General features: G+C 43.9%; 16 protein-coding genes, 1 tRNA gene and 1 other RNA gene. 16 read left to right on the forward strand and 2 right to left on the reverse strand.

Translation table 11 applies throughout. The features are described 5' to 3' along the window. Nucleotide 1 precedes the first annotated feature (1 nt). From recG to NRF22_RS07520, 9 genes are all read left to right on the forward strand, one after another. Nucleotides 2-2,032, forward strand: coding sequence for an ATP-dependent DNA helicase RecG (recG, locus tag NRF22_RS07480; protein ID WP_263779929.1), 2,031 nt, complete (start codon nt 2-4; stop codon nt 2,030-2,032). A 1-nt stretch (nt 2,033) separates the two neighbouring features. Further along, the gene (plsX, locus tag NRF22_RS07485; protein WP_263779930.1) at nt 2,034-3,080 is read left to right on the forward strand and encodes a phosphate acyltransferase PlsX; all 1,047 of its coding nucleotides are present in this window, start codon (nt 2,034-2,036) and stop codon (nt 3,078-3,080) included. Continuing rightward, entirely contained in the window at nt 3,077-3,328 is a 252-nt protein-coding gene (gene acpP / locus NRF22_RS07490; RefSeq protein WP_263779931.1) for an acyl carrier protein, read from the forward strand. The genes plsX and acpP overlap by 4 nt, the downstream gene beginning before the upstream one ends. A gap of 85 nt (nt 3,329-3,413) precedes the next feature. Further along, the gene (rnc, locus tag NRF22_RS07495) at nt 3,414-4,109 is read left to right on the forward strand and encodes a ribonuclease III (protein WP_007745636.1); all 696 of its coding nucleotides are present in this window, start codon (nt 3,414-3,416) and stop codon (nt 4,107-4,109) included. Next, nucleotides 4,106-7,648 (forward strand): chromosome segregation protein SMC, encoded by a 3,543-nt coding sequence (gene smc, locus NRF22_RS07500; RefSeq protein WP_263779932.1) that lies wholly within the window; start codon nt 4,106-4,108, stop codon nt 7,646-7,648. Before rnc ends, smc begins: the two co-directional genes overlap by 4 nt. A 1-nt stretch (nt 7,649) precedes the next feature. Next, a complete protein-coding gene (gene ftsY, locus NRF22_RS07505) occupies nt 7,650-8,756 on the forward strand; it encodes a signal recognition particle-docking protein FtsY (RefSeq protein WP_263779933.1) in 1,107 nt (368 codons plus the stop codon). A gap of 1 nt (nt 8,757) precedes the next feature. Further along, on the forward strand, nt 8,758-9,072 hold the full coding sequence (gene ylxM / locus NRF22_RS07510; RefSeq protein ID WP_007745640.1) for a YlxM family DNA-binding protein: 315 nt from the start codon (nt 8,758-8,760) through the stop codon (nt 9,070-9,072). Continuing rightward, a complete protein-coding gene (gene ffh, locus NRF22_RS07515) occupies nt 9,072-10,577 on the forward strand; it encodes a signal recognition particle protein (RefSeq protein ID WP_263779934.1) in 1,506 nt (501 codons plus the stop codon). The genes ylxM and ffh overlap by 1 nt, the downstream gene beginning before the upstream one ends. Continuing rightward, complete coding sequence (locus NRF22_RS07520; RefSeq protein ID WP_263779935.1) at nt 10,574-12,961, forward strand: endonuclease MutS2; 2,388 nt, start codon at nt 10,574-10,576, stop codon at nt 12,959-12,961. Before ffh ends, NRF22_RS07520 begins: the two co-directional genes overlap by 4 nt. On the opposite strand, the gene NRF22_RS07525 is transcribed toward NRF22_RS07520, so the two are convergent. Continuing rightward, complete coding sequence (locus NRF22_RS07525; protein WP_263779936.1) at nt 12,958-13,401, reverse strand: flavodoxin domain-containing protein; 444 nt, start codon at nt 13,399-13,401, stop codon at nt 12,958-12,960. The genes NRF22_RS07520 and NRF22_RS07525 overlap by 4 nt on opposite strands. Before the next feature lie 521 nt (nt 13,402-13,922). Here NRF22_RS07525 and thrS point away from each other — a divergent pair. The 4 genes from thrS (at nt 13,923) to NRF22_RS07545 (ending at nt 19,379) form a co-directional block, all read left to right on the forward strand. Continuing rightward, on the forward strand, nt 13,923-15,911 hold the full coding sequence (gene thrS / locus NRF22_RS07530) for a threonine--tRNA ligase (RefSeq protein ID WP_263779937.1): 1,989 nt from the start codon (nt 13,923-13,925) through the stop codon (nt 15,909-15,911). Continuing rightward, nucleotides 15,908-17,248: a C1 family peptidase gene (locus NRF22_RS07535; protein ID WP_263779938.1), complete on the forward strand. Its 1,341-nt coding sequence runs from the start codon at nt 15,908-15,910 to the stop codon at nt 17,246-17,248. Before thrS ends, NRF22_RS07535 begins: the two co-directional genes overlap by 4 nt. A 222-nt stretch (nt 17,249-17,470) precedes the next feature. Further along, complete coding sequence (locus NRF22_RS07540) at nt 17,471-18,685, forward strand: SAM-dependent methyltransferase (protein ID WP_263779939.1); 1,215 nt, start codon at nt 17,471-17,473, stop codon at nt 18,683-18,685. A gap of 160 nt (nt 18,686-18,845) precedes the next feature. Further along, on the forward strand, nt 18,846-19,379 hold the full coding sequence (locus tag NRF22_RS07545; RefSeq protein WP_263779940.1) for a hypothetical protein: 534 nt from the start codon (nt 18,846-18,848) through the stop codon (nt 19,377-19,379). Nucleotides 19,380-19,426: 47 nt separating this feature from the next. On the opposite strand, the gene NRF22_RS07550 is transcribed toward NRF22_RS07545, so the two are convergent. After that, a tRNA-Glu gene (locus NRF22_RS07550) sits at nt 19,427-19,498 on the reverse strand. Between the two features lie 110 nt (nt 19,499-19,608). Here NRF22_RS07550 and ssrA point away from each other — a divergent pair. The 3 genes from ssrA (at nt 19,609) to NRF22_RS07565 (ending at nt 21,848) form a co-directional block, all read left to right on the forward strand. Continuing rightward, nucleotides 19,609-19,956: a transfer-messenger RNA gene (gene ssrA, locus NRF22_RS07555) on the forward strand. Between the two features lie 340 nt (nt 19,957-20,296). Continuing rightward, nucleotides 20,297-20,893, forward strand: a complete 597-nt coding sequence (locus tag NRF22_RS07560; RefSeq protein WP_318528718.1) for a helix-turn-helix transcriptional regulator — start codon at nt 20,297-20,299, stop codon at nt 20,891-20,893. A 100-nt stretch (nt 20,894-20,993) separates the two neighbouring features. Further along, nucleotides 20,994-21,848 (forward strand): aldo/keto reductase, encoded by an 855-nt coding sequence (locus NRF22_RS07565; RefSeq protein ID WP_263779942.1) that lies wholly within the window; start codon nt 20,994-20,996, stop codon nt 21,846-21,848. Nucleotides 21,849-21,866 lie beyond the last annotated feature (18 nt).

Consider the following 21,866-nt stretch of genomic DNA (forward strand, 5'->3'; position numbering starts at 1 on the left):
TGTGAGTCTTTTTGATCCAATTACAAAACTTTCTGGTGTTGGCGATAAACGCGCTGAGGCTTTGAAGCAATTAGGAATTGAAAACATTGAGGATTTGCTGACTTATTATCCCTTTCGCTATGATGACTTTGAGACGCGTCTGCCCAGCCAAACGGATGATGGCCAAAAAGTTACTTTTAAGGGTGTTGTCAGTTCACCCCCGGTTTTGACGCATTTTGGTTATCATAAATCCCGGCTCTCATTCCACTTGCTGATTGCCCATGATAATATTTCTGTTTCTTTTTTTAATCAGCCATGGTTGGAAGAACGTGTTGAAGTAGAGCAGGAAATCGCTGTTTTTGGGACCTATGATGCGATTCACGCATCGTTAGCCGGCCAAAAGATTATCAATTTGGCTGAGAATTCGTTGGCAGCTGTTTATCCTTCCAGCCAAGCGATTCATGCAAAAACAATTCAGCAGCTGATTCAAAAAGCTTACAGTCTCTATGCCGACCAAATTGAAGATCTGATACCAGCTGATTTACGTCAGCTATATCGTTTGCAGCCTCGGAAAAAACAGATTCACGATATGCATTTTCCAAATGATGCCGAGGAGGCTCGTCTGGCACGCCGTTCTGCCGCTTTTGAGGAGTTCTTTATTTTTCAAATGCGTCTGCAGCTTTTGAAGTTATCTGCTCAGGAACACCAAGGGCGAGCAGTCAATTATGATAACCAAGTCCTACAGGATTTTGTTGAGCGGCTGCCATATCGCCTGACTGATGCTCAACAGAAAGTGCTGGACGAAATTCTTCAGGATTTAAGCGCACCGATCCACATGAATCGCCTGCTGCAGGGGGATGTTGGGTCTGGTAAAACGATCGTGGCTGCTGTCGCGATGCTTGCCGCCTATAGTGCTGGTTTTCAGGCTGCGATTATGGTGCCGACCGAAATTTTGGCTCAGCAGCATGCCATTAATTTGAGCAATTTATATGAGTCCTGCGGCCTGCATTTGCGTGTTGAGCTACTCACATCCGGCCTAAAAGCAGCTGCCCGCCGACAGATCCTGCAGGACTTGCAATCGGGCGAGATTGATATTATTGTGGGTACTCACGCTCTGATTCAGCCAGACGTGCATTTTCATAACTTGGCTTTAGCTGTTGTTGATGAGCAGCACCGATTCGGTGTCAAGCAGCGTGCAGCTTTACGGGAACAGGGACAGAATCCGGATATTCTAGCCATGACAGCCACCCCCATCCCACGGACTTTAGCCATTACCGCTTACGGCGAGATGGATGTTTCCACGATTGACCAATTGCCCAGCGGCCGGAAGCGTATTGTCACACGATGGGTTAAATCTAATCAGACTGACAATGTTTTCCAATGGGTAAAAAAGCAAATTGTTGCTGGTGCGCAAGTCTATGTGGTGACACCTTTAATTGAGGAATCGGAGACACTGGACGTACAAAATGCTTTATTGGTTTATGATCAGCTGCAGACAGAAATGGCACCTTATCATGTGGCTTTATTGCACGGCCGTATGTCAAATGAGGATAAACAGCAAGTGATTTCAGATTTTGCTGCTAATAAGACACAATTACTGGTTACAACAACGGTCATTGAAGTGGGTGTAGACATTAAAAACGCGACCGTTATGATTATCTTGGATGCGGATCGTTTCGGCCTGGCGCAGCTGCACCAATTACGCGGCCGAGTCGGACGAGGTGATAAACAGTCCTATGCGATTTTGATTTCCGATCCCAAGACGCAGTATGGGATTGATCGGATGACAGCCATCGAGTCCACGACAGATGGTTTTCAATTAGCTGAAAAAGATTTACAATTACGCGGTCCCGGCGATATGATCGGTGTCAAACAAGCTGGTCTGCCGGAATTCAATGTAGGCGATCCAGTGCATGATTTAAAAATGATGGAGATCGCTCAGCAAGCCGCAATCGAGATTACGAGGCAGCCGCACTGGGATTCTGACAAAGACCATGCCGGACTGGTAAAATATTTGTCGTTGACTATGTATCGATATAAGGACTTTGACTAAGATGAGTAAATTATATACAATTGCGATCGACGCAATGGGGGGCGACAACGCTCCTGAAGAAATTGTGAAGGGCGCTTTAATCGCTAGAGACCGGTATGATAATCTGCAATTGGATTTATATGGGGATAAAGGCCGGATTCTAGAGATTATTGGCGATAGTGATCAAAACAGGCTGACAATCATTAATACCACTGAGAGCATTGAAATGGGCGAAGAGCCGGTTAAGGCAGTCCGCCGGAAGAAAGATTCTTCGATGGTCGTGGCTGCTAATGCAGTTAAAGACGGCAAAGCGGATGCACTGTTTTCAGCTGGTAATACCGGTGCCTTGCTTGCGAGCGGCATCTTTATCGTGGGCCGGATTGATGGCATTCAACGACCTGGTTTATTGACTGTGATGCCTTCTGTAGACGACCCGCAGCGTTCGTGGGTGTTTATGGATGTTGGTGCTAACGCTGAAGTAAAAGCACCGTATTTGGTACAGTTTGCCGTTTTGGGTGATTTCTATGCCACACATGTCTTAAAACGCCCGAACCCTGAGGTCAGACTTTTGAATAATGGCGCTGAAGAAGATAAGGGCGATAAGATTCATATCGAAGCACATCAGCTATTAAAGCATGTCAAAGAATTGAATTTTACCGGCAATATTGAAAGCCGTGAATTATTAAACGGTCACGCTGATGTTGTTGTGGCTGACGGTTTTTCTGGCAATGCAGCACTTAAAGCGATTGAAGGGACGGCTTTAACGATGTTTGCTGGGCTGAAAAATGTCTTGGTTAACAGCGGTTTAAAGACTAAAATCGGGGCCGCACTGGTCAAGCCGGCACTGAAAAAATTCGCTTCTGTTCTGGATTATAATAATGCTGGGGGTGCGGTTATTGCTGGTTTAAAAGCACCAGTGGTTAAAACGCACGGTTCAGCCAAAGCAAAGGCTGTCGCAAATACGATTGGTCAAATTAAAACGATTCTTGAGGTTAATTTGGTGGCGGATATCACGAAATATGTTCAGGAAAATAAAGACCAGTTCGAAGTTCATGTGGAGGAAAAATGACAAAAGAAGAAATTGCTGCTCAGTTAACAAAAGAAGTATCAGCACGTTTTAATTTACCGGAATCCAAAATCACACCAGATTTGGATTTTACAAAAGATGTCGATGCCGATTCGATTGATTTTGTCGAATTAGTCATGGAATTAGAAGACAAGTACGATATCGAGATTTCTGACGATGATGCAACCAAATTGATTACCTTTCAGTCAACAGTTGATTATTTGTACGATCACGTGAGTAAAAGATCATAAAAGAGTTAGTTTGTTGCAATTAATCAGACGTTAAAACTTTCATGCCTCCTTGTCTGGGGGGCTTTTTGATATAATTAACAAGTTAATGGCTAGTATTCAAGAATCGATTAAAAAAGACTTCGGAATTGAGTTTTCCGATCAAAAATTATTATTAGAAGCCTTCACACAAGGCAATTATCTCAATGAGCATCCCGAGGAAGGCGGGCGTGATTATCAAAGACTCGAGTTTTTGGGCGACTCTGTCATGCAGCTGATTGTGGCTGATTATTTATTTACGCGTTATCCGGATTGGGAAGAGGGCCAATTGACCGAGATGCGTATTGCGATGGTCCAAAGCAAGTCTTTTTCGCATTTTGCCAGACTGGCTCATTTTGACCGTTATATTAGATTGGGCAAAGGCGAAGAGTTGTCCGGTGCGCGTAATCGTGATGGTTTATTGGAGGATATTTGGGAGGCTTTTGTAGGTGCTTTGTATAAAGACCAAGGTGCGAAAGCTGTTTTTGATTTTTTGAATCAGATTTTTTTCCCAGCTGTTGATGCAGGGTTTTTTGAAGAGTTCATCGATTATAAGTCCAAATTACAGGAACTATTGCAAAGAGACGGCTCTGTCGATATCGAATACAAAGTGGTCAAAGAAGATTTGTCTGACGCGCAAAAGCCGCACTTTGAGGTTGCTGTCTTTGTAGACGGTCAGCCATTGGGTTCTGGTTCGGGCCGGTCAATTAAAATTGCTGAGAAAAAAGCGGCTAAAGTGGCCTATGGGGATGTTCTTCCGAAATGAGACTCAAGTCGCTGGAAATTAATGGTTTTAAATCTTTTGCTGATAAAACAGTCATTGATTTCATGCCTGGCATGACCGGTATTGTCGGTCCAAACGGCTCGGGAAAGTCCAATATCATTGAGGCCATCCGTTGGGTAATGGGCGAACAATCTGCAAAGGGATTGCGCGGCAGCACGATGTCTGATGTCATTTTCGGCGGTTCAAAAAATCGCCGAGCACTCGGCCGCGCTATGGTCACGATGACGATTGATAATTCGGATCATTTTTTACATACAGATTTTGATGAAGTACAGGTATCCCGGCGTCTATACCGCGATGGCCAAGCCGAATATTTAATTAATGGGGTTAAATCTCGTTTAAAAGACATTACGGATTTATTTGTTGATACAGGATTGGGTCGGGAATCGTTTTCGATTATCAACCAAGGCAAAGTAGAAGAAATTTTTAATGCCAAAGCTGAGGACCGACGAGCGATTATCGAAGATGTCGCTGGTGTTTTTAAATACAAGCAGAATAAATTAAAAAGTCAGAATGAGTTAGCACAAACACAGGAAAATCTGGCTCGTTTATTAGATATTGTCAAAGAGATTTCTGATCGTCTCCAGCCTCTCAAGGACCAAGCCGAAGAGGCGGAAGCTTTTTTGGCTCTTCGCAAACAATTTGACCAACTGAATCTAGCTAAATTGGTTCGCAGCCGGGCAGAATTGTCGCAAAAAGAAAAGCAGTTTACAGATGATTTGCAGCAACTCTTGCTTAAAATTCAGAAACAGGAAGAAGCTCTCAAGGATCAAGACCAGCAGCAGACGGACACGAATTTACGTACCAATGGCTTGGATCATGATTTATTAGAATTGAACCGTACGATTGAGACTTTGACCCAGCGCTATGAGCATGCTATCGGGCAGCATCAGCTCCAAGAACAAAAAATTGCTTCGTTGACGCAGAATAAGAAAAACCTTAAAGATGATGAGGCGAAGAACACGCAGCGGCTGGCACAGCTGGATCAGCAAACTGATAGTTTGCATATTGAGACTGTTGAATTGCAGGAGCAATTGATTCAGGCTCAGGATGCTGTCCATAATATCAGCCAGGAATTAGCCGATAGTGGGGATTTAACGGCTCAGGATCAATTGGAAAATACGCGCAGCCAGTATCTGCAATCCATGCAGGATGCTGCTACATTGTCCAATCAGCTGACCAATTTAGATCGGGATCAGATGCGTATGACTTCTCGACTGGATAGCTTAAACCTTAACCGTCAGCAGGTAATGAAAGAAATTGCTGAAAAAAAACAGGCTGTTAATCAAGGCAAACAGCAGGATGATGATCAGAGTTCGGATTTAGAAGCTCAGTCTCAACAGGCGCAAAAAGCGTTAAATGAGAAAAAAACTCACTTATCGACATTAAATCAAAAGCATAGTGATTTGGTTAGCCAATATAATCAGGTGCGTGTACGGGTGGAATCGCTACAAAATGCCAATGAAAATTTGGATTTGTACGTGGGCGTTCGGAATTTATTAAATAGTCGTAACCAATTTCCTGGATTGTTCGGAACTGTTGCTGAATTGATTAAAGTTGCGCCGGCATACGCACTTGCCATTGAGACGGCACTGGGCGCAGGCTTACAGAACATCGTGGTTGATACACAGGAAACGGCAAAAAACGCGATCAGCTTTTTGACTGAACGTCGTTTGGGCCGCGTCACTTTCCTACCGATTGAGACGATTAAAGCGCGTTATCTGCCTGAAAATCTTTTACAGCGTCTGGATGGTGAATCCGAGTATGTTGGCCTGGCTACCGACTTAATTGAACGCGATCATCAATTTTCAGCTATTATTGAAAATTTACTAGGGACAACAGTTATTGCCGAGAATCTACCAGCTGCCTTTCGTCTTTCAAAGACGGCTAACCAACGTTGCCGGATTGTCACGCTTGATGGACATGTGGTTAACGCTGGCGGATCAATTACCGGTGGTGCCAATCGCCATCAAAGCGGATTATTGTCTAAAAGAGCTGAGCTGGACCGTTTATCAGCGCAATTAGACCAAATTAAACAGCAGGGCATTCAAGCTAATCAGGATGTGCTGACAGAGCAGCGCGAAATTGCGGCAGCAGAAGCAGCCTTTGTTAAATTACGCAACCAGCTGTTAGCGGATAAAGAACGTTTGCAGCTTCAAAGTGCTCAGAAGGGTTTACTTGAAGAATCGCTTCAGCAAATGGCTAAGCAGTTAAAAGCTAATCAGCTAGAAGAAGATACCTTGAAGACGGATTTATCCCAAGCCAAACAAAATCGGCAATCGGCCGCGGTTCGTTTGCAAAAATTGCAGCAGACAAATGATCAGCTGCGTCTGACGATTCATCGTTTAACAGATAATCTGGCTGATGCACAATCTTCGGCACACCAGCAAAATGATCGTCTAGCTTCTGCCAGAGAACAACTGGCTGCCTTTAAAGTACAGAAACAGGCCGATGAGAAACGTCTTAAAGAACTTGATGATGAGCGTGTACTGCTTATTCAAGAACAGAACCAGCAGGCAGCTAAAAGCCAAACACTTGATCAGCAGCTGCAGCAGCTTCAAAGACAGATACAGCTCTCTTCGGACGCTGGCCAAGCTTCACAAGCCTTAAAAGAAGCTAATGATAAACGTGAACAGCTTCTTGTCGAACAGTCTGAGTTAAAGCAGCAGGCCGATGCGCTGAGAAAGGCTATTTCTGAGCAGCAGCAGCAATTGCGGCATCTATTAGATCAAAAAAATCAGCTTGATTCCAAAAAATCAGCTGTCGTTAGTCGTTTGACTGAGCTAGACCAGCAGTTGCAGGATTTAGGAAATCCAGATATTGATCACTTGGATTTGCATTCCGATGAAAGTCTGGCTGATATTAGCCGCCAGTCAGCCTCTTTGAAGGAGGAATTAGCTAAACATAATAGTGTGAACTTAGCCGCCATTGATGAACTTAAAAGTGTTCAAGACCGTTACGATTTTCTGATCAGCCAGCGTGATGATCTGATCAAGGCTTCTGAGAATCTGCAGACCGTGATGGATGATATTGACCGAGAAGTGGTTCGACGCTTTAAAAAAACTTTCGATGCAGTTGCAGAACAATTCAAGACGACTTTTTCTGAATTATTCGGCGGCGGCCAGGGCAGCTTGGAATTAGACAACCCGAAAGATCTTCTGACGAGTGGTATCGAAATTCGCGTTCAGCCGCCTGGAAAAAAACTGCAGCGTTTGTCCCTACTTTCTGGCGGTGAAAAAGCACTCACGGCCATTGCACTGCTGCTGGCGATTTTAATTGTTCACCCAGTACCTTTTGCGATTTTAGATGAGACAGAAGCTGCTTTGGATGAAGCGAATGTCGACAATTTCGGCCGTTTTCTGAAGGATTTTTCTAATAAGACGCAGTTTATCGTGATTACGCATCGTAAAGGCACAATGCGTTACGCTAATGTATTATATGGAGTGACAATGCAGGAACCGGGTGTTTCGACAATGGTTTCTGTGGATTTGGAACAAGCCAAAGCTGCATTGGAGGGCTGATATGAGTTTATTTGACCGCTTATTAGGACGAAAAAAAGACGAAGAAACCCCGCAGAAGACCTTTTTAGGTAAAGTTAAAGATGCTTTGGCGCCTTTATCGGCTGATGAAGATCAGACCTTAGCAGAGAACAAACCAGCTTCGACGCCGCAAAAGCCCGCAGAATCTGATTCTGCCAGCAGCGAAGATCATTACGAAGCTGGTTTAACCAAAACACGGTCAAGTTTTGCTGAAAAATTCCAGTTGTTAATGGCCAATTTCCGCGCCGTCGATGAAAATTTCTTTGATGAGCTGGAGGAGACTTTGATTGCGGCTGATGTCGGTTTCGAAATTGCCTTAAAAATATCAGATGAACTCCAAGATGAAGTGCGTTTAAAAAACGCGACCAGCAAAAAAGAAGTTCAAGAAACGATCATTGAAAAATTGGTCGACGTTTATGACCGAGCCGGCAATGGTGAAGATAACAGTATGCACATGGCTGCCGCTGGTAATCCTTCGGTCTTCTTATTTGTCGGCGTCAACGGCGTTGGGAAGACAACTACGATTGGCAAAATGGCTCAATTGTACCGTCAGCAAGGCAAAAAAGTCTTATTAGCCGCTGCTGATACTTTCAGAGCTGGCGCGACCGAGCAATTAGTTGAATGGGCAAAACGTGATCAAGTCGATGTTGTGACGGGAAAAGAAAAATCCGATCCAGCTGCTGTGGTATTCGACGCTGTTAAACGAGCTGTTGACCAGCACTATGATATCTTATTCGTGGATACAGCCGGTCGTTTGCAAAATAACGAAAACTTGATGCGTGAATTGGAAAAGATGAAAAAAACGATCACGCGCCAGCTGCCGGAAGCCCCGCAAGAGGTATTGCTGGTCTTGGACGCGACGACTGGTCAGAATGCCTTGCAGCAGGCGCGCCTTTTCAAAGATTCGACTGACGTGACCGGCTTGGTGCTGACTAAATTAGACGGCACGGCTAAAGGTGGTATTGTTTTAGCTATCCGACAGGAATTGCATTTACCGGTCAAATGGGTTGGTTTAGGTGAAAAAGTCACGGATTTAGCGCCCTTTGACGCCGACCAATTTGTCTACGGTTTATTTAAGGATTTAATCTAATTTGAAATTAGCGGAAAAACAATTATCAACAGAACTGTTAGCTTTTTATGGTCCTTTGTTGTCCGATAAACAACAGGACGGCCTGCAGGCATTTTTAATTGATGATTTAAGCGTGTCGGAAATTGCTGAAAACGACGAAATCAGCCGCCAGGCGGTGTTTGATCAGCTGAAACGCGCGCTTGATAGCCTGCAGGAATTTGAATCTAAGCTGCACTTAAGAGAAAATTATCTTGCACGCAGAAAAATCGAAACACAGTTGCAAGAAAAATTTGATCCGCGTTTACTAACTACTTTAATTGATTTGGAAGAAAAATAATGGCATTTGAGAATCTAACATCCAGAATTCAAACAGCAATGAAGAACCTGTCCGGCAAGGGCAAAGTTTCTGAAGGCGATCTTGATGAAACCTTACGAGAAATTCGTCTGGCTTTATTAGAGGCCGACGTTAATTTAAAAATTGCCCGCAGTTTTATTGCTCAGGTACGAGAGAAGGCTTTAGGAGCCAAGGTTCTTGAGGGCTTAAATCCGTCAGAACAGATCATTAAAATTGTTAACGACCAACTGACTGATATGATGGGTGCTCAAGCGGTGCCTCTGAATAAGTCGCCAAAGATTCCAACGGTGATTATGATGGCTGGGCTGCAAGGTGCTGGTAAGACGACAACTGTTGCTAAGCTGGCTAATAAGTTGAAAAACGACAACCATGCTCGTCCACTATTGATTGCGGCCGACGTTTACCGTCCAGCTGCGATTGAACAGTTACAGACTTTGGGTCGCCAGCTGTCAATCCCTGTTTTTGATGAGGGTACTGACGTTGATCCGCGTCAGATTGTCAAGGATGGTTTAAAACAAGCTGACCAAGAAAAAAATGATTATGTTTTCATTGATACGGCTGGGCGTCTGCAAATCGATGAACTTTTGATGCAGGAATTAAAAGACATCGAAAAAATTGCCAAACCTGACGAAATCCTGCTGACTGTCGATGCCATGACCGGACAGAACGCGACCGAGACAGCTCAGGGCTTTAATGATGCTTTGGGTATTACGGGTGTCGTTTTGACCAAGCTGGATGGCGATACACGTGGTGGCGCTGCGTTGTCGATTCGTGAAGTCACTGGTAAGCCGATTAAGTTCGTCGGTGAAGGCGAAAAAGTGACTGATCTGGATGTTTTCTATCCTGATCGTATGGCCAGCCGAATTCTAGGCATGGGCGATATCCTTTCTCTGATCGAGAAAACACAAAAAGATGTTGATGCAAAACAAGCAGCGGCGCAACTACAAAAGCTGCAGGAAAACAGTTTTGATTTCAATGACTTTTTAGATCAGCTCAAACAAGTTCAGAATATGGGCCCAATGGAAGACATGCTGAAAATGATTCCTGGTATGGCCAATAATCCGGCTTTGGCGCAAGTTCAAGTCGGCCCCAAAGACTTCGCTCACATGGAAGCGATTGTTTATTCGATGACACCGGCCGAAAGATTGGACCCGGAACTGCTATCACCGGCACGGCGCCGTCGGATTGCTGCAGGGTCTGGACGGCCTGTGATTGATGTCAATAAAATGATCAAGCAGTTTAAACAAATGCGGCAGATGATGTATAAGTTCACGAATGGCAAAGGCGGATTGCCTGCCGGCATGGAAGATATGCTTTCGGGCGTTGATCCCAGTGCGTTAGGTGCTGATCCAGCACAAATGGGCGGTATGATGCCGAGTTTTCCTAACCAGGGCGGGTTTGGTGGCAAAGTCGCCGATTTCGCCATGAAGCGTGCCTTTAAAAAAATTCAAAAAGCTAAGAAAAAGCGAAATAAAAGACGCAAATGAATACAAAAATTTTAACAACTTTAGAATTTGATGAGATTAAAAATCGACTCGATTCTTTTTTAGTAACAGCTAAGGGAAAGGAAAAACTCGCTCAGCTGCTGCCATCCGGAGATGCACAGCGAGTCAGTATTCTGTTAGGGCAGACTGACGATGCTTTGTTAATCGACCGCCGGCGTGGTGGATTGCCAATCAGGGCGACTAACGACCTCACGGAAATTTTCAAACGTATCAAGCTTAAAGCAGTGCTGGCTTCCAGTGAATTGGCTGACTTAAATGCTTCATTGCAGTCCAGTCAAGCCGTGATTGATTTCTTTCAAACGATTAAAGACGAAATCTGGTTTGACAATCTGCAGCAGATTTTGTTTCTCGTGAATCGTTTGACCGATTTTTCTCAATTGTCCCAAAGACTTGATCAAACGATTGATGATCAAGGAAAAATGCTAGATACCGCATCGAAAAAGTTGGCGCATATTCGCAAAAACATTCAATTAACCGAAACAAATATTCGTGAACTGCTCTTAAAAATGACCAAGGGCAATGATGCCAAATATCTTTCAGAGAACGTGATAACGACAAGAGACGGTGTTTTGGTGCTGCCTGTTAAAGCGGAGAATAAAAAACATTTCGGTGGTATTGTCCACGATCAAAGCCAGTCGGGTCTGACATTGTATATCGAACCTGAAGCAGCTGTTTCGCTAAATGACCATTTGCATGATTTGGAAATTGATGAACGGCGTGAAATTAATGCCATTCTGATCGATATTTCTCAGTCGCTTTTCCCGCTGTATGAACAATTGAAATTAAATAACGAGCTGATTGGCGAACTGGATTTGATTCAGGCAAAAGCACGGCTGGCCAATACAATGGACGCAATCAAGCCGCAAATTAATAGCGAAAAAGAGATTGATCTGCAAGCTGCGCGTCATCCTTTGCTGCCTAGTGATGCCGTGGCAAATGATATCAAATTAGGCCATGATTTTATTTCTCTGATTATCACAGGGCCTAATACCGGTGGTAAAACAGTTCTGATGAAAACATTGGGCCTGTTGCAGCTGATGGCGCAATCCGGTATTTTCATCACGGCTGATAAGAATTCGTCAATTTATGTCTTTGATAATATTTTTGCCGATATTGGGGATGAACAAAGCCTGGAACAATCCTTATCGACTTTCTCATCGCACATGATGAATATTAAGGAAATTATCGCTGATTCTGATACTGATTCCTTGGTCCTGCTGGATGAATTGGGGGCTGGAACGGATCCAAGCGAAGGCGCTGCCCTAGCCATGGCCATTGTCGAGAATTTGTCCGAGCGGAAAATTCTGAATCTGACGACGACTCATTACCCGGAATTAAAAGTTTTCGCCGACCAAAAGCCCTTTGCCGTCAATGCCAGCATGGAATTTGATTTGAAAACTTTGAGACCGACTTATCGTCTCTTGATTGGCATTCCGGGCCAGTCTAATGCGATTACGATTGCTCGCCGTTTAGGCGTCGATAAACGGGTATTGGAGCGGGCTGAAGCCTATGTCGATCCCAAAGATCAAGAATTGAATAATTTGATTCAGGGGCTGGTTTTTCAAAGACAGGATCTCGATCAGCAGCAAGAGGACTTGCAAGGACGCCTAGCTGATGTCAATAGCGAAAAAGAGAATCTGGATCGTCAAAGTAGTGAACTGGAACAATCCAAGGCTAAATTACTGCTGGACGCAAAAAATGAGGCGAATCACATTGTGGCTTCTACTCGTAGTGAATCCAAAAAATTACTGGATCAAATTCGCAGCGAGCGTTTAAAAGCCGGCCAAGGATCGGAAAAAAATGAGCAGGAACTGAACCGGATCGTCAATCAGTTTGACAAGCTTAGGCAAAATGATTCCCTTGAAAAGAATAAGGTGCTGCAAAAAGCTAAGCGTGCCAAACAGTTCCGTATCGGTGAGGATGTCATGGTAACTAGTTACCATCAGCCTGGCAGGATTACGGACAAGGTTTCCAATCATGAATGGCAGATTCAGATGGGCATTTTGAAGATGACCGTCCATGAAAACGATTTGGAAAAACTGCCGGAAAGTCAAGTGGAAAAAATAGCCAAAAACAAGCCGGTCATGCACAATACACGTGTCGTCAAAACGGCCTCACGCAACGTCTCTGGGCATATTGACCTGCGCGGCGAGCGTTACGAACAAGCGATGATGGATTTGGACCGATATATTGACCAAGCCATGCTGAACAATATCGACACGATTGAAATCATTCATGGCAAGGGCACTGGTGCTTTAAGAGAAGGCGTCACACAGATGCTGCGTTCGGATCGCCGTATCAAACATTATGAATTTGCCAATGCTAACGGCGCTGGCGACGGTGCTACGATCGTTGAATTAAATTAATTTTTAGCAGCCAGCAGTTCGCTGACAAACTTATGAATGATTGGTAGATCATCATCGTCAATTGCCAACTGGATTTTAACCGGCGCAGTTGCAAGATTAGCGCCGGCTTTTTTGACTTGATTGGCAAACTTTTCAACTGCTTTGCCGTAGTCTTTGCCATAAAATTTATCCCCAGATCCGATGACACCACAGACTTTGTTTGACCAGTCTGCTGTATTTAAATCGTCAAAAAAGTCCATTGATTCATCGGGCACGGTGCCTTTATCGTAAGTATAGGGAACGATAACAACAATATCCGACTTGCTTAAGTCGGAAAGCTCAGTCTCCTCAAATTCACGAATATCGGCCTCATAACCTTGTTTGAAAAATTCATCGTCCAAGGCTGTGACGATGGTTTCACTATTTCCTGTAATCGTTGTGTAAATGATATCTATCTGCATAGTTTCAATTTTAACGAAGAACAGCCGATTTTGAAATTGCAAGCGCTTACAAAATATGTTATATTAACAACAGGCAATGAGTTGGTGCATCAACTGATAACTGATGCGATCCTAGTAGCCGGCAATCTGATAACTTGACTATTTCGAAATACTGTTTTTCGACCAAATGATACCTGGATGATTGCAAGGCTGTTAAGCATGATAGAACTCATTGCGAAAATCTATCTATAAAATAGTGCCTGCCTTCGGGCGGGTTTTTATTTGCGCAATTAAGGGCTTGCAAAGGTACCATTCCGGGTTATACTTATAGACATCGAGACCAGAAGCCGCAGTTGTTTGTTACAGAAAATCGGGATTGATGAAAGCCGACACAGATCAACGCGAAACTGACTAGCTCTAATAAATCACAAATAAAAGACCAAAGAGGTCGTCATTTTTATGGCGATGAAGTTGGGTGGTACCGCGTTGAAAGACGTCCCTCACTAGTTTTAGCGAAGGGCATTTTTATTTTTTGAGGAATTATGGCAGATTTTAAATTAACGATGCCCGATGGCAGCATTAAAGACATCAATCAAGAAACGACTCCAATGCAGATTGCTCAGGCAATCAGCCCGTCACTAGCAAAAAGGTCGGTAGCAGCTCGAGTGGACAAGCATTACATTGGTATGAACGAAGCAATTCGTTTTAGCGGCCAATTCAAATTAGTCACAAAAGACGAAGACGAGGCTTTGGACATTCTGCGGCATTCGACTGCACACCTTCTAGCTCAGGCTTTGCGCCATTTGCACCCGAAGATCCATTTGGGTGTCGGCCCATCGATTTCAAACGGCTTTTATTACGATACAGATGATTCTGGTGAATCAGACAAACAAGTTGCGGCAGACGAATTCCCGGCTATCGAAGCTGAGATGGCTAAAATTGTCAAAGCAGATTTGCCGATTAATAATCGTCCCGTTTCACGTCAAGAAGCTTTGCAAATTTTTGCTGATGACCCATACAAGGTAGAGCTGATTAATGATCTTCCTGAAGACGAAGAAATTACAATTGCTGTTCAAGGCGATTATACAGATCTTGACCGTGGTGGTTTGGTGCCGTCGACAGGCTGGATCAAACACTTTGCACTGTCTTCAGTGGCCGGCGCTTATTGGCGCGGCAAATCTGATAACCCAATGATGCAGCGTATTTACGGTTTGTCTGAATGGACGGCTGAAGATCTGCAGGCTCAACAGACAGCTATTACAGAGCGCAAAGAGCGCGATCACCGGACGATCGGCCGGCAAATGGAGCTGTTTTTCACGAACCAGGAAATTGGTGCCGGTTTGCCTGTCTGGCTGCCAAATGGTGCTGCGATTCGTCGTACGATTGAGGACTATGTGGCTGAAAAAGAGCGTGAGAATGGTTATCTGCATGTTTACACGCCGGTTGTTTCCAACCTTGATCTCTACAAGCGTTCTGGACACTGGGATCATTATCGTGATGACATGTTCCCGCCGATGAAAGCCGATGATGGCGAGGAGTTGGAGCTGCGTCCGATGAACTGCCCATCGCATATCGAAGTCTTCGAACATGAACCGCGTTCATACCGCGACCTGCCTTACCGCATTGCTGAATTCGGCCAGATGCACCGTTGGGAGAAATCTGGTGCCTTGACTGGCCTGTCGCGTGTTCGTGAAATGACGCTCAACGATGGCCACACGGTTGTCGCACCTGAACAAGTTGAATCTGAATTCAAGGAAATTCTGCGTTTGATCCGTGAAGTTTATGTTGATTTTGGTTTCACAGACAAAGATTATCGTTTCCGCCTTTCATACCGCGATCCGAAGAATACGAAGAAATATTATGACGATGACGCCATGTGGGAGCACGCACAAGCCGCTTTGAAACGCGCGATGGACGACATGCACTTGGATTATTTTGAAGCCGAAGGCGAAGCTGCTTTCTACGGGCCAAAGCTTGATATCCAGTTCCGGACAGCTCTGGGTAACGAAGAAACCATGTCAACGATCCAATTGGACTTCTTATTGCCAGAACGCTTTGACATGAAATACACGGGTGAAGACGGACAGGACCATCGTCCAGTTCTGATTCACCGTGGCGTTGTCGGTACGATGGAACGTTTTGTGGCTTTCTTAATTGAAAAATACAAGGGTCAATTCCCGACTTGGCTGGCACCTGTACAGGCTGTGATTATTCCAGTTAATTACGGTGCTCACGGCAATTACGCGCAAAGTATTTACAGCCGCTTGATGAAAGACGGCCGCCGGATTAAGTTTGACAAGCGTGATGAAAAACTGGGATATTTGATTCGTGACGCGCAAGTCAGTCTGAAAACACCTTATATCCTTGTTGTTGGGGATCAGGAAGTTCAGAATGGGACGGTCACAGTTAGATTACGCGGCAGCGATAAGACACAAGAAATGTCTGTCGACGAGTTCGAAAAGCTGATTAATAGTGACGTGGCTAATTACTCAAAGGGTAGCGAAAAAGTGCAGGAGATGTTAAGTAAATGACAGAAATTTCATTGGAGCAGATCAAAGAATTCGACAAAGGTTTGAAAAGTTTTCCAGCCGCTAATGCGATTCATCGTGCCATCAGCAGCAACGGTATCAATAAAGCGACTTTAGACCCTAAAGCGGCGATTCAGTCCCAGCCGGTTTTTTCAGTCGAGGTTAAGACAGGAAAAGTTGCCAATCAGATGGCCTCAGGCCGCTGCTGGATGTTTGCGGCTTTGAACACGATGCGGCATCATACAGCTGATTTATTCAATATTTCAGACAAATTTGAATTGTCGCAGAGTTACACTTTTTTCTGGGACAAATTTGAAAAAGCTAATTATTTTTACAATAATGTTGTGAAAACAGCTGATTTACCGCTTGATGACCGCAAAGTTTCCTATTTGATGGCAACGCCTCAGCAGGATGGCGGCCAGTGGGATATGATTTGCGCCATTATTGAAAAATACGGCCTTGTGCCACAGAGTGTTTTTCCTGAAAGCTATGATTCCAGCCACTCATTTCCTCTGAACCGGCTTTTTAATCGTAAATTGCGCAAAGATGCTGTCGAATTGCGTTCCTTGGCTGCACAGAAGTCTAATCAAGCTGAAATTGATGAGAAAATCAAAGAATTCAATTCAGATAACTATCGTTTGCTGAGTTTGGTTTTTGGCGATCCGGCTGATGTTGCTCACTTTGACTTCGAGTATCGTGACGAAGATAAGAATTATCATCTAGAAAAAGGTTTGACACCAAAGAGCTTTTTTGAGAAGTTTGTGAATCAGAACTTAGAAGACTATGTCTCGATCATTAATGCGCCGACGGCCGACAAGCCATACAACAAGACCTATACGATTGAAAATCTTGGCAATGTTGTTGGCGGCCGTGAGGTCAAACATTTAAATGTTGAGCTGGATACTTTCAAGCAATTGGCTGTTTCTCAATTGAAGGATGGCCAGTCTGTCTGGTTTGGTGTCGATATGGGTCCTCAGGTGGATCGCGATTCTGGCATCATGGATTTGGATAACTTTGCTCAAGAAGATGCCTTGGGGATTGATTTAGGACTTTCTAAGGCTGAGCAGTTAGATTACGGTGATTCTTTGATGACCCACGCCATGGTTTTAACTGGTGTTGATTTGGATGAGAATGGCAAGCCTTTGCGCTGGAAGGTGGAAAATTCCTGGGGCGAAAAAGCCGGGAAAAACGGCTACTTTGTCATGTCTGACGCCTGGATGAGCTTGTATGCCTATCAAGTTGTTGTCAATAAAAAATACTTGTCGCCAGAGCTTGCTCAAGCTCAAAGTGCCTCACCGAAAATTCTCGATCCGTGGGATCCAATGGGTGCGCTGGCTTAAGTAGATTCTTCTAAAACCGCACCGTTGTGCGGTTTTTTTATTTGCTAGAATTTTATGGTTTGCAGTCTTGCCGCCCTTGGCGTTAGAATAATCCCATGCCTGATGCTAAAAGGGCGACTATCCAAAAGTAAGATGGCTGATATTTTTAATATTCAGTCAAAGTTTTTATCAAAAATGAAACAAAGTAGATCTTTGAAAGATTGTTTTTTTGATAGATTCATCATGAAAAATATAAATGGAGGAAACAATTTGGTACTTGAAAAAACATTATATCGTGAGCTGTTCAATCACGCTTTTGCTAAAAGCATCAAAGTGAATTATTGGGATGATACGACAGAGTCATATGGAGAAGGTGATCCGCTTGCAACGATATCTATCCATAACCCTATTCCGATTTCCGATCTCACGAGTCAACCGACACTGACCTTGGCTGAAGCTTACATGAGTAAGCAGATTGAGGTTTCTGGATCGGTTCAGGAATTGATTGCGGCTGCTTACCAGGCCCACGGCAGTTTTTTAACCAGTGCAAAATTTGCTAAGTTTTTGCCAAAAATGTCTCATTCAAGAAAAGCCAGCAAAAGTGAAATTCAAAGTCACTACGATATTGGCAATGATTTTTATGCTAAATGGTTGGATCCGAGCATGACCTATTCCTGTGCCTACTTTAAATCCGACAGCGATTCATTGGAAGAGGCACAGTTGAATAAAGTTCATCATGTTTTAAATAAATTGGACGCTCAGCCGGGCCGTCGCTTAGTTGATATTGGCAGTGGCTGGGGCACGTTGATTATGATTGCGGCCAAGGAATATGGTTTAAAAACACTTGGCGTGACCCTTAGTCAGGAACAATACGACTATACACAGGCTCAGATTAAAAAAGAAGGTCTGGAGAGTCAGGTTGAAGTACGATTGATGGATTACCGTGATCTGAAAGGCGAGAAATTTGATTACGTGACCTCGATTGGCATGTTTGAGCACGTGGGTAAAGAGAATTTAGCTGAGTATTTGCAGGTTGTCAAAGATATCTTAGTGGATAACGGTGTTGCCTTGATTCACGGGATTACCGGTCAGCATAAAGGTGTGGGTGTCGATCCCTTCTTGAATAAGTACATTTTCCCAGGCGGATACATCCCTAACGTCGAAGAAATGCTGGGCCATGTGATGGACGCTGGTTTACAGTTGGACGACCTTGAACCATTACGGCGCCATTATCAAAAGACTTTGGAAATTTGGCATGCTAATTTTAAAAAAGTCTACGATCAGGTCATTGATTCCTATGGTGAGCCCTTCGCTCGCATGTGGGACCTGTATTTGCAGGGGGCTGCTGGCTCTTTTGAAGGCGGTAATATTGACGTGATGCAGTTCTTGATTTCAAATGGCGCTAGTTCGACCGGCTTGCCGATGACACGCAAGTATATTTACGCAAAAGAAGATTGATTTGGTAAACACTCTGGGAAGAGTGTTTTTATTTGCTCAATTTTCACAAGTTGGTTAATAAATTATATAATGAACGTGGAACCTGAATTGTTAGCGCTTACATAAGAAGAAGTGCCTACGTGTCGGGTAATTATTATTAAACGGTATCTCGGAGGTCCACATGAACTTTATTCGTGATCATACAATGTATGCCGCCATTTTTGGATTTTTTGCTTTTGTCTGGTTTGGCTGGGCACAGGAAAATCCTCGCCCGGAATGGCGTTGGTGGCTGGCTATTTTGTCAATTGTGGCTTTAGGAATTGCGATATGGGGTGGTATTTTAAGCGTGTACCATTGGCATGATGCTTCGGCTTTAAGTGAAGGAAAAAATTTTGTTTGGTATCTGATTTTTTTCTATGCGGAACTGTTGTTTGCAGTCATTGGTGTCATACTGCTGGTGTATTTGAAGCAAATGAGTTGGACCGTGGTTTGGGTCAGTGCGGTTGTAGCGATTCATTTTATTGCTTTGGCTTTTGTTTTTCAGGATTCAGGATTATTTATTCTGACGGCGGCGATGCTGTTGGTAACGCTGCTGGCTCATCCTATTGCGACCTATTTTCAGGTTGCTAATAGCGCAATAACGGGTATTGGAAACGGTATTCTGCTGGTTATCTTTGCTGTAAGAGGGCTGATTTTGTTTTTCCAGGCCGGCTGATAAGTCAACAAAAAAGCGTTCTAGACGAACGCTCTTAATGTTTGATATAGCTCCAATGGGGATCGAACCCATGATTCCGCGCTGAGAACGCGACGTCTTAGCCACTTGACCATGGAGCCAAAGCACGTTTAATATTGTAACAAAAAAAACAGCGAACAGCTCGTTTGCTAAGCAGGATACCCCAATCTTAGCGACAAAAGCGGCATGTTATAATAGATGTGTGCCATTCGGGGTAGTTCCGGAATTCGACAGGTTATTACAAACATGGACGGCGCTTCCGTTTGTCGGGTCATAGACTGCAGAAATAACTGCAAAAAATAATGAACCATCTTACGCATTAGCTGCTTGATCGCAGTCGCGTAGCCCTTTGTTGAGTCCACGGCAACATTTTCGGCTTGATAGTGGATCTGCTGACAAGGCTTCTGTTCGGAGCCGACTTGGTGAAAACGAATCGAACTAGTCTTTTATCCAGAAGTTAGCAACTTGGTCTAAGGCGAATTTGTTTGTTAACTATAAGCGTAGATGTTTATGTGATTGAATAATTTGGACATGGGTTCGACTCCCATCTACTCCATTTAGGCCCCTTGTCAGTAAAAGCTGATAGGGGGCTTTTTTGCGTCTAAACGCAGTCATGGCAAGGATTCCAGCCTTCTCTATGTTTCCCTATTTTTCTCTGATTTTTTGCCACTTTTGCCACATTTTAAATTTTTTTGCCACATTGATCACACTGTGAACTGAAAAAAGTTTTTTCATGGCGTCTGGTATGCTCATTCACGCCATTAAAAATTCCGTGAAAAGTGTTTGGATGAATTGCTGCACATTATGCTAAAAAATTTTATTACCGCATTTAAAAAAATCAGATATATCTGGACGCAATAAATACTTGCTAGGTAAAGTTGGCCAATCTCGTTATGCTTATGTTGAAGGAGAAAATCGTGGCCTTTAGCGAACTTATTTCTAAGAAAAGAAAAGAGCTGGGGATGACTCAAGAACAAGTAGCTCAACTGCTCCACGTTAATCGCCAGGCCGTTTCGAACTGGGAGAGGGGCAAAAATTATCCCGATTTGGATGTTCTGATTGAATTGAGTCGGGCCTATGATCTGTCTCTGGATTTATTAATTAAAGGAGATGTGGGTATTTTGAAAAAAGTCAAAGAAGATGCACAAGAACTTCGTCGTCAAAGGAAAATTAGAAAGCTGGAATTTTCGTTACTGACTGTGACCCTGCTTTTGATTGTCATTCCTGTATCGTTCAATTTATTTAAGGTGCACAATATTTGGAATTCTCATTTGATAAACGCGCTACTTTTCGTACTGGTTATGTTTATCATGATTGCTTCTTGGATACTTTACCGTTTTATCTATCCCGGCCCAATCAATAAAAACGCGCCAATATTTGTGCCGAAACAAATCGGCATTGGTTTGACAATTAACCCACAGAACCCGATCGGCCTGATCATTTGGATTCTGCTGATGATTGTGTTAATTATTATCTTTGTACCGAGGATTTTTTAATTTTTCTCTCCCAGATTCTCTTTTTTTCTTTTTCCCCTTGACTTGAAGTGGACTTTAAGGTGTTTACTGAATGGGTAAGTTAAAAAAGGAGTTATTCATAATGGAATTTAAAACATTAAATGATGGCAACAAACTGCCTGTACTTGGTTTTGGGGTCTTTCAGATCCCGGATCCAAAACAAGCGGCCCAGGCCGTGGTCGATGCCATTAGTAGCGGCTACCGCTTGATTGATACAGCGGCTTCCTACGGCAACGAAGAAGCGGTTGGCAAAGGCATCAAGGAGTCAGGTGTTTCTCGTGATGAGCTGTTTATCACGACTAAGCTCTGGGTCTCTGATACAGGTTATGACGCCACGAAGAAGGCTTTTGAGACTTCGCTTAAAAAGCTGCAGTTAGACTACCTAGACCTGTATTTAATCCACCAGCCTTATGGCGATGTCTATGGTTCTTGGCGGGCCATGGAAGATCTAAAAAAAGAAGGCAAGGTCAAATCCATTGGCGTGTCCAACTTTGATTCCGACCGTGTCATGGATTTGATGCTCTATAACGACGTCACCCCAGCCGTGAACCAGATTGAGACCAGCCCTTGGACCCAGCAAAAAGACGCGGTGGCCTTCTTAGAAGATCACAACATCCAGCCGGAAGCCTGGGCGCCTTTTGCCGAAGGCAAGCATGAGATCTTTACCAACCCGGTCTTATCTGAAATCGGTGCTAAGTACAACAAGTCAGTGGGTCAAGTCATCTTGCGCTGGCTGACTCAGCGCGGCGTCATTGCCTTAGCTAAGTCCACGCATCAGACTCGTATGGCTGAAAACTTCAACAGCCTGGACTTTAAGCTCACGGATGACGAACTGACTGCGATCGCTGCTTTAGATAAAAAAGAGTCTCAGTTCTTTGACCACCGTGACCCGGCCGCTGTTGAACGTATCCACAGCTTAGTTCGGCACGTGGATTAAGGGAAAAGATCTAAACGA

Origin of the sequence: Oenococcus kitaharae, assembly GCF_025758695.1 — a bacterium.
Classification (GTDB): Bacteria; Bacillota; Bacilli; order Lactobacillales; family Lactobacillaceae; genus Oenococcus; species Oenococcus kitaharae_A.

Excerpts from the sequence above, each read along its gene's own strand:
- plsX (WP_263779930.1), top strand. The coding sequence starts at position 2,034 with ATGAGTAAATTATATACAATTGCGATCGACGCAATGGGGGGCGACAAC.
- smc (WP_263779932.1), top strand. The coding sequence starts at position 4,106 with ATGAGACTCAAGTCGCTGGAAATTAATGGTTTTAAATCTTTTGCTGAT.
- NRF22_RS07520 (WP_263779935.1), top strand. The coding sequence starts at position 10,574 with ATGAATACAAAAATTTTAACAACTTTAGAATTTGATGAGATTAAAAAT.
- ffh (WP_263779934.1), top strand. The coding sequence starts at position 9,072 with ATGGCATTTGAGAATCTAACATCCAGAATTCAAACAGCAATGAAGAAC.
- thrS (WP_263779937.1), top strand. The coding sequence starts at position 13,923 with ATGGCAGATTTTAAATTAACGATGCCCGATGGCAGCATTAAAGACATC.
- NRF22_RS07565 (WP_263779942.1), top strand. The coding sequence starts at position 20,994 with ATGGAATTTAAAACATTAAATGATGGCAACAAACTGCCTGTACTTGGT.
- ftsY (WP_263779933.1), top strand. The coding sequence starts at position 7,650 with ATGAGTTTATTTGACCGCTTATTAGGACGAAAAAAAGACGAAGAAACC.
- NRF22_RS07540 (WP_263779939.1), top strand. The coding sequence starts at position 17,471 with ATGAAAAATATAAATGGAGGAAACAATTTGGTACTTGAAAAAACATTA.
- NRF22_RS07535 (WP_263779938.1), top strand. The coding sequence starts at position 15,908 with ATGACAGAAATTTCATTGGAGCAGATCAAAGAATTCGACAAAGGTTTG.
- NRF22_RS07545 (WP_263779940.1), top strand. The coding sequence starts at position 18,846 with ATGAACTTTATTCGTGATCATACAATGTATGCCGCCATTTTTGGATTT.
- rnc (WP_007745636.1), top strand. The coding sequence starts at position 3,414 with ATGGCTAGTATTCAAGAATCGATTAAAAAAGACTTCGGAATTGAGTTT.
- NRF22_RS07525 (WP_263779936.1), bottom strand. The coding sequence starts at position 13,401 with ATGCAGATAGATATCATTTACACAACGATTACAGGAAATAGTGAAACC.
- NRF22_RS07560 (WP_318528718.1), top strand. The coding sequence starts at position 20,297 with ATGTTGAAGGAGAAAATCGTGGCCTTTAGCGAACTTATTTCTAAGAAA.
- acpP (WP_263779931.1), top strand. The coding sequence starts at position 3,077 with ATGACAAAAGAAGAAATTGCTGCTCAGTTAACAAAAGAAGTATCAGCA.